The following is a 16088-nucleotide window of genomic DNA, read 5'->3' as shown; positions in this document are numbered from 1 at the left end:
ATGTCCCAGCACAACCTCCGCACCGTCGTCTCGTTCGAGTTCCTCCGGGTCGTGACCAAGCGCCGCTTCTGGGTCGCGTCCCTGGCCGTCCCGGTCGCCGTCGCCCTGCTGTTCACCGTCGTCCTGCTCAGCAACCAGACCACCGACAAGACCAGCCAGGAGCAGAAGAACGCGCAGTTCTCGTTCACGTACACCGACGCGTCCGGTCTCGTCACCGACGCCGTCGCGAGCCGGTTCGGCGGGACGAAGGCGTCGGACGGCACCCAGGCGATCGCCGACGTCAAGGCCGGCACCGTCCAGGCCTACTTCGCGTTCCCGGCGGACCCGGCGACCGAGCCCGTGCACGTCTACGGGGTGGACTCGGGCGTGTTCGACAACGGCAAGTACAGCGCCGTCGCGCGGCAGATCCTCATCACGGGCGCCCAGGAGAAGATCGGGTCGCCCACGCTCACCAAGGTCGCCCAGGGCAACGTGTCCGTGACCGAGGAGATGTACAAGAGCGGTCAGCTCTCGAGCGGCCTCAACGGGGTCATCCCGCCGATGCTCTTCCTGCTGATCTTCTACGTCAGCATCATCCTGCTCGGGAACCAGATGCTGAACAGCACGCTCGAGGAGAAGGAGAACCGGGTCACCGAGATGATCCTCACGACGATGAACCCGACGACGCTGATCGTCGGCAAGGTCATCTCGTTGTTCCTCGTCGGTCTGGTCCAGATGGCCACCTTCGCGGTGCCGGTGATCGTCGGCTACGTGTTCTTCCGGCAGAACCTCAACCTTCCGAACCTCGACCTGTCGCACCTCACCTTCGACCCCCAGGCGATGATCGTCGGCTTCCTGCTCCTGATCGGCGGGTTCATCCTGTTCACCGGCACCCTGGTGGCGATCGGGGCGGTCGTCCCGACCGTCAAGGAGGCCGGTGCGTTCTTCGGCCCGATGATGATCATGATCTTCATCCCGTTCTACGTGGTGAGCCTGATCGTGAGCGACCCGGGTGCGGCGATCGTCCAGGTGCTCACGTACTTCCCGTACACGGCGCCGGTGACCGCGATGCTCCGGAACGGGCTCGGATCGCTCTCGTTGCTCGAGTCCTGCATCGTGCTCGTGGAGGTGTTCGGGATCGGGTTCCTCGCGCTGCGGGTCGCCGTGCGGCTGTTCCGCTACGGGTCGATCTCGTACTCGTCGAAGCTCTCGGTCCGGACCGCGCTGCGTCGGGCAGACGCGGCCTGAGGCAGGGCGCAGTGCCGACTCGAGGTGCAGTGCCGACTCGGGGCGCAGTGCCGACTCGAGGTGCAGTGCCGACTCAGGACGCGCCAGCGCCTCGGTGTCGCGGCCGATCGTCGGGGTCGTCCTCGACGACCGTGGAGCGGGACGCCGTGCCGCCGAGCGCCTGCAGCGACGAGCGGAGCCGCGCGGGCAACCCGGCCACGACGTTGTCGTAGGAGTCCTCGATCAGCTCCTCGACGAGGGCCCGGTCGGCCTCCGGGCTGAGCTCGACGGTGATCCAGTGCCGCTTGTTCATGTGGTAGCCGGGTCGGACGACGGCGTGAGTCTCGATGAGCAGCGGCACCTCGTCCGGCTCGGCCTTGAGGTTCACGAGCATGTGCTCGCTCAGGCGCAGCTGGTGGAGCAGCAGGGCGAACATCTTGCCGTGGATCCGGAACACCTCGCTGTCCGGGCCGAACGGCTGGTCGACGGTCGCCCCGGGCAGGCCGAGGCACGTCGCGCGGCACCAGCGGGCCGTGGCCTCCGACGACGATCGCGTCATCGGCCGACCAGGTCGCACGGGTCGGTGTTCGCCCCGCACAGCACGACGGCGACCCGCTCGCCCGCTCGCGGGACGTAGGCGCCGGAGAGCAGCGCCGCCAGCGCGGTGGCTCCGCCGAGCTCGACCACGAGTCGATGGTGGTCCCACAGGTGCTGGCGCGCGCTCGCGATCGCCTCGTCGGGCACGAGGACCGAGGTCGTGGTCGAGGTGACCGCGAGGTCGTAGGCGAGCTGCGACGTCCGCCGCGCGCCGAGGGAGTCGGCGGCGATCGAGTCGACCGGGACGTCGACGGGGCCGCCGTGCTCGATCGCCGCGTGCAGCGCTCGGCACCCGGTCGGCTCCACCGCGACCACCGAGACACCGGTGCCGGCCACCGCAGCGGCGGTCCCCGCGTACAGCCCGCCGCCACCGACCGCGACCATGATCGTCTCGACGTGCGGGTCCGCGGCGAGGATCTCGGCTGCGAGGGTCCCGGCACCGGCGGCGATCAAGGGGTTGTCGTACGCGTGGGACAGCAGCGCCCCGGTGCTGGTCGCATGCTCGATCGACGCCTCGAGGGCGTGCGCGTACTCCGTCCCCACGAGTCGCACGTCCGCACCGAGGGCGGTCAGCTTCGCCACCTTGAAGGCGGGGGCGGTACCGGGGAGGAACACGGTCGCACGGGTGCTGGTGGCCTGCGCCGCCCACGCGCAGGCGACCCCGGCGTTGCCCCCGGACGCGATCACGACGCCGGCGTCGGGCATCGTGCCGGCCGCGACGTGGTACGCGGCGAGGTTCGCTGCGCCGCGGGCCTTGAACGTGCCGGTGTGCTGGAGCATCTCGAGAGCGAACGACACGTCGGCGTGCTCGAAGGGGGTGGGTCCGCCTCCGCCCGAGCTGACGTGGGCGAGGGCGACGGGTCGCACCCGTCCGGCGATCCGGGCCGCTGCGGCGCGGACGTCGTCCGGTCCGATGGTCCCGGCGGGGGAGGTGGCCTGGTCCATGCGCTCGCTCTCGGGTGCGTCTGCGGTCAAGGCCGTCCGAGGTCGACCGGCCCGACCGTGACGATACCGACCTGCGGGTCGCGGGCGCGGCCCAACCGAGGACCTAGGTCCCGGCTCTCGCCGCCATTCACCGTCGATGGTTCGGAGGACGCCGGTGAGGGCCGGCGCCGTGCCCGACCTCATGACGGGAGACGCGTGACCGCTGCCGATGGCACGGACGCTGCTCCGCTCGCCGAGGTCCTGGACCTCCTCACGGAGCGGATCGTTCGCTACCGCATCGACGACCTCACGGTTCAGTACTGCAACACCGCGTGGGCCGAAGCCAACGGTGGCACGGTCGAGGACTTCCTCGGAGAACGTCTCGACCTCATGCTGACCCCGGCCGAGCGAGAGGGGCTCGACCGGGTGCTGTCCCGGCTCGGACCCGACACACCGCTGCTCCACTCCAACATGACGGAGACCCGCGGCGGTCGCTGGATCGAGTGGACCGACCAGTACCTCCCGGGGCCGAACGGCCCCCACGTGCTTGCCGTCGGTCGCGACGTGACCGAACGCTGCGCGGCCGAGCGTCGCCTGGTGGCGAGCGAGGAGCGCTACCGCGAGCTCGCCCTGCGCGACGACCTGACCGGCCTGGCCAACCGACGCCTGCTGGACGAGCTGCTCGCCGCTGCGCTCGCCCGGGCCCGTCGGTCGGCGACGTGCCTGGTGGTGTCCTACCTCGACCTCGACGACTTCAAGCCCATCAACGACAGGTACGGGCATGCGGTCGGGGACGCGGTCCTCGTCGAGGTCGGCCGGCGACTTCACCGGACGGTACGTGGCGCCGACGTCATCGCGAGGGTCGGCGGCGACGAGTTCGTCGTGGTCCAGGAGTGCCGACCGGACCAGGCCGACAGGGCCGTCGCGCGTCTGCGCGCGATCCTGACGGAGCCCATCGAGCTCCCCGAGGTGACCCTCGCGTGCGGCGCGAGCGTCGGCTCGGTGGTGGCCGGGCGCGGCCAGGGCGCGGCGGAGGTCGTCGCTGCCGCCGACGCCGCCATGTACGCGGAGAAGCGCCGCCGCGGGAGCACTCAACCGGCCCCTGCCCTGCACCCAGCCTCTGCCCTGCACCCAGCCTCTGCCCTGGCCCCGAACCCGGTCGCGCCCTCGACGGTCGAGGTCCCCTTCCCCGTCTGAGGTCTGCGTGGTCCGGTGAGCCCGGTCGGCCGATCGGGCTCGAGTCGGGCGTCGTGGTGGAGATCAGGTGCCGGTGACGCGATGGCGGGGTGCCGCCGCGCGACGGTGCCTCAGGCCGTGGCCGCCCGCCCGAGCTCGACCACCCGGGCGCCGAACCCGTCGGCGTCCGCGCGGTCGTGGGTGATCAGCAGCGTCGTCCGCCCGCGGCAGCGGTCCCGGACGTAGGCCGTCACGACCACCTTCGCGTCGGTGTCGAGGCTGGTGAACGGCTCGTCGAGGACGACGAGGTCCGCCTCGGGCATCAGGGCCCGGACGATGGCCACCCGTCGTCGCTGCCCGCCGGAGAGCTCACGGACCGGCTTCGCCAGCGACTCGTCGTCGAGCCCGACGTGGCGGAGCTCGTCGACCACGGCGGCCACCGGAGTGCCGCGGTCCAGGACGAGCCGCACGTTCCCGACCGCGGTGAGCTGCTCGCAGAGCCGGTCCTCCTGGAACACCGCCGCGCGGCGGCGACCGTCCAGCTCGGTGATCGCCCCCTCGTCGGCGGTCTCGAGGCCGAGGAGGAGCCGTCCGAGGGTGGTCTTGCCGGAACCGTTGGATCCCATGAGGGCCGTCATGCCACCGTCGGTGAGCTCGAGGTCGACAGCATCGAGCACGACCTGCTCGCCGAACCGTTTGGTGACGCCGTGCAGCGCGATCATGTCGCACGCCCGTGAGCGAGCCGGAGCTGGGTGCGCGCGAGCACCACGAGGACGAGCCGTTCGAACGCGAAGCTGAGCGCGATGATGACGACCGTCCACGCGAACAGGTCGGCGGTGCTGAGGAAGATCTTCGCCTGGTAGAGCCGCTCGCCGATGCTGCCCCGTGGCAGGCCGATGACCTCGGCGGCGATGCCGCTCTTCCACGCGAGCCCGACGCCGATCTTGCATGCGGCGATGAAGAACGGCAGCACCGCCGGGATGTCGATCGCGGCCAGCCGCCGCAGCAACGGGACGCGGAACACCGTCGAGACCTCGAGCAGTGCGCGGTCCCGGTGCCGGATGCCGTCGAGCACGTTCGTGTAGACGACCGGCACGACCATCGTGAAGCTGATGATGATCGCCAGGCGGCTGCTGTCCGCCCACATGAGCACCAGGATGATGAAGCTGACCACCGGGGTGCTGCGGATCGCCGCGATGAGCGGGGTCGCGAGCGCGTCGACGACCCGGGAGGCCGACGCGACGGCCGCACCGAGGACGCCGGCCACGGCGGCCAGCAGGAACCCGGCCACGATCCGGGCGAACGAGTACCAGACGGTGCCCCAGAACCCGGCCGTCACGACGAGCTGCGTCAGACGGACGAGCACCGCCCCGGGCGAGACGAGCAGGAGGTCCTGGTGGACGGCGACCGTGGCGAGCTGCCACACGCCCAGCCAGAACCCCATGACCAGCAGCGGGCGGGCGACCGCCCGCCACCGGTCTCGGGTGACCGCGTCAGCGGCTGTAGTAGAAGTCGTCACCCGGCATGCTCCCACCGACCGATGCAGGATCGGCTGCATGGAGCACCGTGAGGTAGCCGTTGAGGGTGCTCTTGAGCTGCGACCCCTCGATGTCCGTGATGTGGCACGCCGGGATCGCGGCCTCGGCGATGGCCGCCGAGGGGACGATGCCGGCCTCAGCGATCAGGGGAGCGGCCTTCGCCGGTTCCGCGTTCGTGTACGTGGTCGAGGCCTTGTAGTCGGTGAGGAAGTCGTTGAACGCCGCCCGGTTCTCTGTCGCGAACGTGGTGCGCACGGCGACGACACCCGTGACCATCTCGGAGTCCGGCGTCACCTTGGTCCACTCCTCGGTGAGGCTCAGCGCCGTCCTGATCGCGGGGTTCTTCGACTTCAGGACCGTCACGTACGGCTGGGGGAGCACCCCGATCGCGTTCGGCTTGGTCGCGAGGGTCGCGGCGAGCTCGGTGGCCTCGCTCGTGAACTGGACGTCGACGTCCTTCGCCGGGTCGATGCCGTTCTTCTCGAGGAGGTAGTCGAGGACGTACTCCGGCGAGGCGCCCTTGCCGGTGCTGTAGATCGTCTTCCCCTTGAGGTCGGCGATGCTGTGCACGGCGTTGCCGGCCTCGACGACCTCGAGCATCCCGAGAGTGTTGATCGCGGCCACCTCGAGCTTCGACCCGCTCGCGTCCTTGGTCTTGTTGTAGAGCACGGACGCGAGGTTGGCAGGAAGCAGGGCGACGTCGACCTGGCCCTTGGCGATGAGCGGCACGATCTCGTCGGGCGTGCCGTACATCGTCACCTGGTAGTCCTGCTTGCCGAGGCCGGCCTTGGCATCGCTCATCAGCTTGACCAGGCCCATCGTGGTCGGGCCCTTGAGAGACGCGATCCGGATGGTGGTCCGGGCGGCGGGCGTCTCGACCGCAGCGGTCGTCGGGGTCGCCGAGGCCGGTGGGGTCGATGCTGCGGTGGTGCTGCAGCCGGAGAGCAGGGCGGCCATCAGCATCACGCCGGTGAGCGCGCTGGTGAGTCGCTTCATGAGAGGCAGACCTTTCGTCGGAGAGGGCTAGTCCCGGAACGGGGCGTAGCTCGTGTGGAGCAGGTGGTGGGCGGTCTCCGAGTTGGGTTCGCCGTAGAACTCGTCGTACAGCCGCAGGACGTCGGGGTTCTCCTGGGACTTGCGGAACCGGGACGTGCGGTCGATGTTGACGAGCACCTTCTGCCGCGCCGCCATCTCACCGACCTTGTCGGGCACCGGGTGACCGGCGCCGTTGATGCAGCCACCGGGGCAGGCCATGACCTCGACGAGGTCGTAGCCGACGTCCTCGCCGGCCACGATGCGCTTGACCAGGGGCTCGATGTTGTTGAGGCCCGACACCACCGCGACCCGGACGGTCGCGTCGCCGGCCGTGACCGTCGCCTCCTTGAACCCGTCGAACCCGCGGACGTCGTGGAAGTCGAGCTGGTCGACGAGAGGCTCGCCCGTGAGCTTCTCGACCGCCATCCGCAGGGATGCCTCGGCCACGCCGCCCGACGCCCCGAAGAGCACGCCCGCGCCGCTGACCCGTGAGTACGGTGCGTCGAACGCTCCCGGCGTGACGTCCTGCGGCTCGAGGCGGAGCATCTTGATCATCTCGAGGAACTCGGTGGTCGTCAGGACGGAGTCGACGTCGCGGATGCCGTCGGGAGCGAACTCCGGGCGGGCCGCCTCGTACTTCTTGGCGAGGCACGGCACGATCGACACCACGTACAGGTTGTCGAGGCTGACACCGGCCTGCTGCGCGAAGTGGTTCTTCACGGTGGCGCCCATCATCTGCTGCGGCGACTTGCAGCTCGACAGGTGCGGGATCATCTCCGGGTAGCGGCGTTCGACGAGGTTCACCCAGCCCGGGCAGCACGACGTGAAGTGCGGCAGGACCCCGCCGCTCGTCACGCGCCCGAGGAACTCCGTGGTCTCCTCCATGATCGTGAGGTCCGCGGCGAAGCTGAAGTCGAAGACCTTGTCGAAGCCCACTCCGCGCATGAGGCCTGCGATGAACGCGGAGGCCTCCTCGAACGGGATGTCGTACTCGTCGGCGATCACGCTGCGTACCGCGGGTGCGACGAACCCGACCACGACCTTCGACGGGTCGTTGATCGCGGTGAACACGTCGCCGCGCTCGCGCACGTAGTCGAGCGCACCGCACGGGCACGCCCGCACGCACTGCCCGCACGAGACGCAGTCGGTCATGTCCAGCGGCTCACCGTTGTGGGTGCCGACCGTGAGGCGACCCTCGTGGAACTGGAACGCGAGGACGCCCGGCCCTTCGACCTCGGCGCACGCCGCGACGCACCGCCCGCACGAGATGCACTTGTTGTTGTCCCGGACGATGAACGGGTGGTCCCGCACGATCGGCGAGAACGGCCGGACGTGCAGCGGGGTCGCGAACTCGACGCCGTGGGCCGTCGCCTCCTCGCGCAGCGAGCAGTCGTTCTGCTTGGCGCACCCGCACTTGAGGCAGCGTGCCGCCTCGGCCCGCGCCTCGGCCTCGGTCAGCCCGGACTCGACCTCGAGGAAGTTGTGGACACGCTCCTCGGGTTCGAGCTCGCCGAGCGAGGCGCGTCCGAGCTTGGGGATGCTCTCGAACTCGTCGCGCGGCAGGTCTTCCAGCGACCCGCGGCTGCAGCTGTAGTCCTCCTGGCTCGGGCGCACGTAGCCGCGCATGACGAACTCGTCGATCGCGGCGGCCGCGCGGCGTCCGGCGGCCACGGCCTGGATCACGGTCGCGGGGCCGGTCACGCAGTCACCACCGGCGAAGATCTTGGTCTCCGACGACTGCATCGTGTTGCCGTCGATGTCGATGTCGCCCCACTTGTTGAGGCGCACCGGCAGGTCGTTGTAGAGGAAGCCGGTGTCGGTGCTCTGCCCGATGGCCCCGATGATCGTGTCGCACTCGATGACGAAGTCGCTGCCGTCGATCGGCAGCGGGCGGCGGCGTCCTGACCGGTCCGGTTCGCCGAGCTCCATCTGGAGGCAGTGCAGCTGCTTGCGGCCGCCCTCGGACGTGATCCGCTCGGGAGACGTGAGGAACACCATCTCGATGCCCTCGCGCAGGGCCTCCTGCACCTCGATGGCCTGGGCCGGCATCTCGTCGCGGGTACGCCGGTAGACCAGCTTGACGTGCTTGGCGCCCTTGCGCAGAGCCGTGCGGGCGCAGTCGATCGCGGTGTTCCCACCACCGATCACCAGGACCGTCTCGCCGAGCGGGATCTCGATCTCCTTGTAGACCTGCTCGAGGTACTGGATGCCGAGCCACACACCCTCGGAGTCCTCACCGTCGATGCGGAGCGGCGACGCGCGCCACGAGCCGATCGCCAGGTACACCGCGTCGAAGTCCCGCTTGAGGTCCTCGAGGTTGATGTGCGTGCCGAGCGCCTTGCGGGTGATGATCTTGACGCCGAGGGACTCGATGAGCCCGATCTCCTTGTCGAGCGTCGCCTTCGGGAGGCGGTACTCCGGGATGCCGTAGCGCATCATGCCGCCCGGCCAGCTCCGGCGCTCGAAGACGGTGACGTCGTGGCCGGCGATCGCGGCGTAGTAGGCGGCCGACAGCCCCGAGGGCCCGGCGCCGACGATCGCGAGGCGCTTGCCGGTCGGCTCGGTGACCCGGGGGATCCACGGCTCGTCGCGGGCCATGTCCCAGTCGGCGGCGAACCGCTTCACGTAGTTGATCGCGACGGGCTCGTCGGCCAGGCTGCGCCGGCACTCGGACTCGCACGGGTGGGGGCACACGCGACCACACACCGACGGGAACGGGTTGCGATCCTTGATCACGCGGACGGCAGCCTCGTAGTTGCCGTCGGCGACGTGGCTCAGGTAGGTCTGGATGTCGATGTTCGCCGGGCAGGTCTGCACGCACGGGGCGACGCAGTCAGCGTTGTGGTCGCACAGCAGCTGCTGGAGCCGCACCTTGCGGTAGGCCTCGAGGCGCGGCGTGTGGGTCTGGATGACCATGCCCTCGTGCACGGGTGTCAGGCAGGCCTTCACGTCGCGCGGCGCGTCGGTGCCGACCTCGACGACGCACAGCCCGCAGCTCCCGTTGGAGCGGGTCAGGCGGATGTCGTGGCACAGCGACGGGACGTCGATGCCTTCCTTCAGCAGGGCGTCGAGAATCGTCAGGCCACCAAAAACCTGGATCTCGCGGTTGTTCACCGTGATGGTGAGCCGTTCGTTCTCCGAGAGCTCGCGCACGTTCGGACCTCCGTCGATGTGGTCTCAAGCGCAGCGACGAACGAACACGTGTCCTACCGGCCCCTGGGGCAGCCAGGAGGCTTGTGCCGACGCTGGCTGATAGCAACGGTATTGGCACGGACATGGCCGGAGCCTTGGACTTCCGACCTAGACGAGACGCGGATTTTACCCGGGAAGGGCCTCGTTCTCAGGCGGCGGAGAGCACCTGCAGTGCCTGGAGCGTGAGCCAGCGGCTCGGCTCACCCTTGGTCTCGATCGGCACGACGAAGCGGTCGTTGAAGGTGCTCTCGAGCGTCCAGCGACCGTTGACGTCGGCCTTGCCGGCGACGACGTCGAGCGCCTCCTGCATGCGCTCGTCGTGGTACCCCAAGGACGTCAGGATCCCGAGGACCTCGAGGACGTCGGTCTGGTACATCAGGGGGAACCCGAGCCGGAGCCACCCCGGCCGGGAGGTCGTCGCGAGGTCGTGGCTGCGCTTGTGGACGTGGTGCCGCAGCATGAACTCGGCGCCGTCGGCGAGCGTGCGCTCGACCTCGGGCGAGCGACGGTCCGGCGGGATCTCGGCCAGCGCCTTGAGCGCCTTGACCACCCCCATGTGGCACGTGTGGCGCCCCCAGCAGGGCTCGGACAGGTCGTACGGCCAGCCGGTCGGGGCGTCACCGTCACCGTCGTCGAACCGCTGGTACGTCGCGATCCAGTCGACGGCGCGCTGCACGCGGGGGTCGTCGAGCATCCCCAGCCGGATCAGGCTCCACACCATGTTCCCGGTCAGGCACGGGATGACCGAGCTGTGCCGTCCGCCGCCGGACCGCGTGGCGCGGTGGACCGAGAACCCGCCCGACTCGAGGTCCTGCGCGTCGCGCAGCACCGCCTCGCACCCGGCCCGCACGCGCGGGTCCGAACCGTCGGCACGCAGGGATGCGAGGATGACCAGCTGCCAGACGGTGCCGCGGTACTTGGCCGTGTAGAAGCGGTCGCGGCCCTCCCAGTGGCCGTCGTCGAGCTGCGCCGCGAGGATCCGGGGCACGGTGCCCTCGGTCATGATCGCGTGCCGCGCCGCGAGGACCTCCGGGGCGTCCGCCGGCATCCCGACGAGGTCCGTCAGGGTGAGGTAGCGCACCGACGGGTCGTCGCCCGCGAGCAGCCACGGGACGGGATCCGTGCCGGGTGCGGCGGTCCAGCCGCTCATGGGATCACGCTACGCCGGTGAGGGTGACACCGGCACTGCTCCCTCGAGGGTGACACCGGCACCGCGCCGTCGAGTGGAGCGTTCTGCCACCGACACGCGGGCGTGTCGTGGCAGAACGCTCCACTCGACGGGTTGGGGGGTGGGTCAGGCGGCGCCGGCGGCGACGGTTGAGCGTTCCCAGCGGTCCGCCGTCTGGTCTGCGGGGCCGCTGTGGATCACGGTCCCGCTCTCGCCGCGCATCGCGAGCGGGGCGTTCTCGAGCGAGCAGATCACGGCCGTGCGTCCGGCACCGCTCGCGGCGAACTGCATCGCGGCCTGGACCTTGGGCAGCATCGACCCCGCCGCGAAGTGACCCTCGTCCACGTAGCGCTGCGCGGTGGCGAGGTCGAGGCGGGTCAGGTCGCGCTGCTCGGGTGTGCCGAACCCGATCGCCACCCGGTCGACCGCGGTGAGGATGAACAGGTGGTCGGCACCGACGGCCTCGGCGAGCCTCGCCGAGGCGAAGTCCTTGTCGATCACCGCGGCCACCCCGTGCAGGTCACCGTCCGCGTCCCGCACGACCGGCACACCGCCGCCGCCGCATGCGACGACGATGAACTCGTGGTCCAGCAGGTTGAGGATCGAGTCCCGCTCGACGATGCTCACCGGGCGTGGCGAGGGGACGACCCGTCGCCACCCCCGTCCGGAGTCCTCGACCATGACGAGGCCGGGCTGCGCCTGCATCATGACCCGCGCCTCGGCCTCGCCGTGGAACCCCCCGATCGGCTTCGACGGGTGCCGGAACGCCGGGTCGTCGGCCGCGACCTCGACCTGCGTCACGACGGACGCGACGTGCCATGGCATGCCGACCCGTCGCAGCTCGGCCGCGAGCCCCTGCTGCAGGTGGTACCCGATGTAGCCCTGGCTCATCGCGGTGCACTCCGGCAGGTCCATGCGGGCCACCCGGTCGGTGTGCCGCGACGCGATGTCGAACGCCAGACCGATCGCGCCGACCTGCGGGCCGTTGCCGTGCGACACGATGATCTCGTGACCCTGGGCGATCAGGCCGACGAGTGAGGGTGCGGCGGTGGCGATCCGTGCGCGCTGCTCGTCGGGCGTGGTGCCGAGCGCGTTGCCGCCCAGCGCGATGACGATGCGTGACATCCCGGCGCCTCAGAGGATCCCGGCGAGGAGCGTGTCGAGCTCCGCCTTCGCGACGTCGACCTTGACCGGGTTGGTGATCTCGGGCCGCAGGAAGTACACGAGCAGGGCGCGCTGCGCCGTGAGCCGGTTGCCGGCCTCGTCGAACGCGATCGACGCCTCCGAGTCGAGGACCTCGTCGGTGACCTCCTCGCCGCGGGTCGCCGGGAGGCAGTGCATGAACTTCGCTCCGGGTGAGGCCAGGGCCATGAGCTCACGGTTCACCTGGTAGGTCGGCATGAAGGCGGCCAGCCGCTCCTGCTCGCCGAGCTCGGCCTCGTAGTCGCCGTACCAGACGTCGGTGTAGACGAAGTCGGCGCCCTCGAGGGCCTTGTGGGCGTCGTCGGTGACGAAGACGCTGCCGCCGGAGACGGCGCAGTTCTGCCGACCGAGGTCCTGCAGCTCCTCGCGCAGCTGGAACGCCTCGGGCCCGAACTGCACGAACTCCATGCCCATCTTCGTGGTGATCATCATCAGGGAGGCGCACACCTGGGTGGCGTCACCGACGAACACGACCTTGCAGTCCTCGAGGCGCTTGCCCGCCGGGAGGTGCTCGACCATCGTGATCAGATCGCCGATCTCCTGCGTCGGGTGGTTGTAGTCGGACATGCCGTTGAGGACGGGGATCGTCGCGTGCCGCGCGAGGTCGACGACGGTCTGGTGGCGCGCCACGCGTGCCATGACGACGTCGACGAGCCGGGACAGCACCCGGGCGGTGTCCTCGATCGACTCGTGGCCGCCGAGCTGGATCTGGCCCGGGGCCAGGTACTGCGCGTGACCGCCGAGCTGCGACATCGCGGTCTCGAACGAGACCCGGGTGCGCGTCGACGACTGCTCGAAGATCATGCCGAGGGTCCGACCGTGCAGCAGCGGCGGGAAGTAGCCGACCTCGACGCACTTCTTGAGCGTGAGCCCGAGGTGGACGATGTCGAGGATCTCGCTCTTGGTGAGGTCCTGGGTGTCGATGAAGTGGCGCACGGACATGGCTGTCTCCTTGACGTGGGTGTGGGCTAGCGGATGAGGGCAGGGCGAGGCGGATGTGCGCAGGGCGAGGCTGGGCCGGGTGCTCGACCGGGCGAGGACCCGAACCGCAGGGCGGTGCGACGGATGCGGCACGCGGGTGCCGGGTGACGGCCCGCAGGGTGCGGGCGGCGGGATCCGGCCGACGGCGACCGGGGAGTCCCCGGCGGCCGGATCCCGGGCGGCTAGCGGCCCGAGGGCTGCTGCTGCGTGATGCAGTGCACGTTGCCGCCGCCGAGGAGGATCTCCCGACCGGGCACCGTGACGATGCGCCGCGGGGCGAAGAGCTCGGTGTAGGCGGCGACGGCGGCGTCGTCGTGCGGGTCGTCGAAGACCGGGAGCACGACGACGTCGTTGCCGATGTACGAGTTCACGTACGAGCCGGCGAGGCGGTCACCCGCGACCCGGGGCAGGGTGCCCTCGATCGAGTCGACGCCGCGGGACTCCTCCTCGGTGATGGTGATCGGGCCGGGCTGGTGGATCGTGACGACCTCGATCGTGCGACCGCGGGCGTCGGGGGTGCTCTCGAGGACCTTGCGTGCGGCCGCGGACCGCTCGTACTGCGGGTCCGTCGGGTCGTCGGTCCACGTGAGCATGACCTTGCCGGGCTCGACGAACCGGCAGAAGTTGTCGACGTGCCCGTTGGTCTCGTCGAGGTAGACCCCGTACGGGAGCCAGATGACGACCTCGACCCCGAGGTGGTCGCGCAGCAGGGCGTCGAGGTCCTCGCGGGACAGGTCGGGGTTGCGGCCGGGCGAGAGGAGGCACTCCTCGGTGACGAGGAGCGTTCCTTCGCCGTCGACGTCGATCGACCCGCCCTCGAGCACGAAGGGCGCCTTGTACCGGTCGATCCCCTCGATCTCGAGGACCTTCCGTGCGACCGCGTCGTCGGCCGCCCACGGGAAGTAGAGCCCGTCGACGAGGCCGCCCCAGGCGTTGAAGTCCCAGTCGACCCCGCGGACGTCGCCCGCGTCGTTGACGACGAAGGTCGGGCCGATGTCCCGCATCCAGGCGTCGTCGTTGGACATCTCGACGACGCGGACACGGTCGGAGAGCGAGCTGCGCGCGTTGTCGTACTGCCGGGCGGAGACGGCGACCGTCACCGCCTCGGTCTCGGCGATGGCCTCCGCGACCTGGGCGAACACGGCCTGCGCGGGCTTGGCACCGAGCCGCCAGTTGTCGGGCCGCTCGGGCCAGACCAGCCAGCAGCCGGTGTGGTGGGCCCACTCGGCCGGCATCCGGTAGCCGTCGGCCGCGGGGGTGGAGTCGAGGGTGCGAGACATGAGGGTCAACCTTCCAGGGACGCTACGGCGACGTCAGCGAACTGGCGCACGGTGTCAGGGTCCTCGCCGCGCTCGAGGGCACGCAGGCGCGTCCACTCGGGCGACTTGAGGCAGAAGTACTCCTGGAACCCGACCGTCACGGCCAGGCCGATGAGGATCGAGCCGGTCACCGCGAAGGAGAAGTCGTACGGGTTCCAGACGAAGAACACCGCCGCGGCCGCGAGGAGGATGGTCGGCACCCACGTGATGAGCCAGGTCAGGACGGCGCCGCCCGGGACCCGGTACGGCCGCGGCCGGTTCGGGTCGAGGCGGCGGAGCTTGCCGAACGCCAGCATCATCACAATGTAGGGGAGCAGGAAGATCACCGACGAGAACGCGAACAGGTTCCAGAAGACGTCGTCGATCGCGCCACCGGTCAGCGAGAACAGGCCGGCGTAGCCGACGGTGAAGACCGTCCCGACGATCGAGCAGAGCAGCGCCGCGCCGACGGGGGTGCCACGCGTCGCGTGGGTCTTCCCGAAGATGGGCGGCAGGTCGCCCTGCTGGGCGGCCTCGGCGGCAGCGAGGTTCGCGCCGATGGTCCACGGCACGAGGCTCGCGAAGAAGCAGAACAACGCACCGATGCCGAGGATCGTGACGACCGTGCTCGCGATCCCGGAGTCGCCGAAGCCGTGGCGCAGCGCGTCGACGAGCCCGGTGGTCTGGGAGATCTTGTCGGCCGGGAAGATCAGCTGCATGCCGACCGTCGCGATCAGGTAGAAGCCGCCGATGAGGGCGCCCGCGATGGCGATCGTCCGGGGGACGTCGCGCTTGGGGTTCTCCATCTGCGTCGACGCGGAGGACATCAGCTCGAAGCCGAGGAAGTTGTAGATGATGATCGGCAGGGCCGCGACGAACGCCGGGAGGGCGTCGGTCGGGATGATGCTGCTCGTCGTCCACGAGGTCGCGGAGCCGTGCGCCGAGGCGTAGATGCCGCCTGCGACGGCGAGGGCGACGATGACGGCGATCGTGATGCCGGCGCCGACGTTGGACACCCAGGTCCCGGTCTTGAGGCTGCGGATGTTGACCCAGAAGTTGATCCAGATCAGCGTGACGGTGATGGTGACCTGGACCCAGAAGTTCAGGTTGCCGCCGAAGAACATCGACGAGATCGCGCCGGAGAACATCAGGTACACGCTCGGGACCCAGAGTCCCACGTTGAGCCAGTACCACCAGGAGACGCGGCTGCCCCAGCGGTTCCCGAAGGCGCGGACCACCCAGGCGTAGATGCCGCCCGCGTCGGGGTAGGCCGATCCGAGCTCGCTCGTCACGAGCCCGTACGGCACGAAGAACACGATGATGATCGCCACGGTCCAGAAGATCGCGGTGGGCCCGACGGCGGCGGTCACGGTGAGCTGCGAGAGCAGCAGCATCGCCGCCACGGAGAAGAGCACCATGTCGAACATCCGGAACGTCGGGCGGCCCGTGGCTCGCTCGCCGGTCGGGGGCCTGTCGGTCTGCACGGTCATTGCTGCTCCTTTGCGTCGCGTACCGCGGGACGGGGTGCTCGGACGTCGTGCGCCGTACAGGAGCCGGGATCGCGGTGCCGAGCGTTGCCGGTCGGCGCCGCATCTCGATGTGTACAAACGTACAACCTTCGATGCTGTACAAACGTACATGTCGCGACGGAGGCGCCCAGGGACCAATGTCCCGCCGGTGAGATCCGCCTGAGATCGGCGGGTCGGGAAAGGGCTCCCTGGGGTACGGCCGGGCTGGCGCGGCGCCCTGAGGTCGCGGCCGTACGGGCTG

General features: G+C 70.0%; 13 protein-coding genes. 2 read left to right on the top strand and 11 right to left on the bottom strand.

What is annotated here, in order from left to right; translation table 11 throughout:
• The gene (locus LJB74_RS08495) at window positions 1-1227 is read left to right on the top strand and encodes an ABC transporter permease (protein WP_259308117.1); all 1227 of its coding nucleotides are present in this window, start codon (window positions 1-3) and stop codon (window positions 1225-1227) included.
• Window positions 1228-1300: 73 nt separating this feature from the next.
• Here the strand turns inward: LJB74_RS08495 and LJB74_RS08490 are convergent, their stop codons facing one another.
• Complete coding sequence (locus LJB74_RS08490) at window positions 1301-1765, bottom strand: MmcQ/YjbR family DNA-binding protein (RefSeq protein WP_259308116.1); 465 nt, start codon at window positions 1763-1765, stop codon at window positions 1301-1303.
• Window positions 1762-2748 (bottom strand): threonine/serine dehydratase, encoded by a 987-nt coding sequence (locus tag LJB74_RS08485; protein WP_259308115.1) that lies wholly within the window; start codon window positions 2746-2748, stop codon window positions 1762-1764. Before LJB74_RS08485 ends, LJB74_RS08490 begins: the two co-directional genes overlap by 4 nt.
• A gap of 195 nt (window positions 2749-2943) precedes the next feature.
• On the opposite strand from LJB74_RS08485, the gene LJB74_RS08480 reads away from it, so the two are divergent.
• Entirely contained in the window at window positions 2944-3924 is a 981-nt protein-coding gene (locus tag LJB74_RS08480; RefSeq protein WP_259308114.1) for a sensor domain-containing diguanylate cyclase, read from the top strand.
• A 110-nt stretch (window positions 3925-4034) separates the two neighbouring features.
• Here the strand turns inward: LJB74_RS08480 and LJB74_RS08475 are convergent, their stop codons facing one another.
• The 9 genes from LJB74_RS08475 to LJB74_RS08425 form a co-directional block, all read right to left on the bottom strand.
• Window positions 4035-4625, bottom strand: a complete 591-nt coding sequence (locus LJB74_RS08475) for an ATP-binding cassette domain-containing protein (RefSeq protein WP_259308113.1) — start codon at window positions 4623-4625, stop codon at window positions 4035-4037.
• Entirely contained in the window at window positions 4622-5422 is an 801-nt protein-coding gene (locus LJB74_RS08470) for an ABC transporter permease (protein ID WP_259308112.1), read from the bottom strand. Before LJB74_RS08470 ends, LJB74_RS08475 begins: the two co-directional genes overlap by 4 nt.
• Window positions 5397-6437 (bottom strand): ABC transporter substrate-binding protein, encoded by a 1041-nt coding sequence (locus tag LJB74_RS08465; protein WP_259308111.1) that lies wholly within the window; start codon window positions 6435-6437, stop codon window positions 5397-5399. The genes LJB74_RS08470 and LJB74_RS08465 overlap by 26 nt, the downstream gene beginning before the upstream one ends.
• Window positions 6438-6464: 27 nt before the next feature.
• On the bottom strand, window positions 6465-9629 hold the full coding sequence (locus tag LJB74_RS20625; protein WP_310650833.1) for an NAD(P)-binding protein: 3165 nt from the start codon (window positions 9627-9629) through the stop codon (window positions 6465-6467).
• A 187-nt stretch (window positions 9630-9816) separates the two neighbouring features.
• Window positions 9817-10818 carry a hypothetical protein gene (locus tag LJB74_RS08445; protein WP_259308110.1) on the bottom strand — a complete coding sequence of 334 codons (1002 nt, stop codon included), beginning with the start codon at window positions 10816-10818 and terminating at the stop codon, window positions 9817-9819.
• A 144-nt stretch (window positions 10819-10962) separates the two neighbouring features.
• Window positions 10963-11961 carry a carbamate kinase gene (gene arcC / locus LJB74_RS08440; protein ID WP_259308109.1) on the bottom strand — a complete coding sequence of 333 codons (999 nt, stop codon included), beginning with the start codon at window positions 11959-11961 and terminating at the stop codon, window positions 10963-10965.
• Window positions 11962-11970: 9 nt separating this feature from the next.
• Window positions 11971-12981 carry a putrescine carbamoyltransferase gene (gene ptcA, locus LJB74_RS08435; protein ID WP_259308108.1) on the bottom strand — a complete coding sequence of 337 codons (1011 nt, stop codon included), beginning with the start codon at window positions 12979-12981 and terminating at the stop codon, window positions 11971-11973.
• A gap of 221 nt (window positions 12982-13202) precedes the next feature.
• Window positions 13203-14300 (bottom strand): agmatine deiminase, encoded by a 1098-nt coding sequence (aguA, locus tag LJB74_RS08430; RefSeq protein WP_259308107.1) that lies wholly within the window; start codon window positions 14298-14300, stop codon window positions 13203-13205.
• A 5-nt stretch (window positions 14301-14305) separates the two neighbouring features.
• Entirely contained in the window at window positions 14306-15808 is a 1503-nt protein-coding gene (locus LJB74_RS08425; protein ID WP_259308106.1) for an APC family permease, read from the bottom strand.
• Window positions 15809-16088 lie beyond the last annotated feature (280 nt).

The sequence above is a fragment of the Cellulomonas sp. P24 genome, from assembly GCF_024704385.1.
In the GTDB taxonomy this organism is placed as follows: domain Bacteria; phylum Actinomycetota; class Actinomycetes; order Actinomycetales; family Cellulomonadaceae; genus JAJDFX01.
This window is presented reverse-complemented; position numbering and strand designations above follow the sequence as displayed.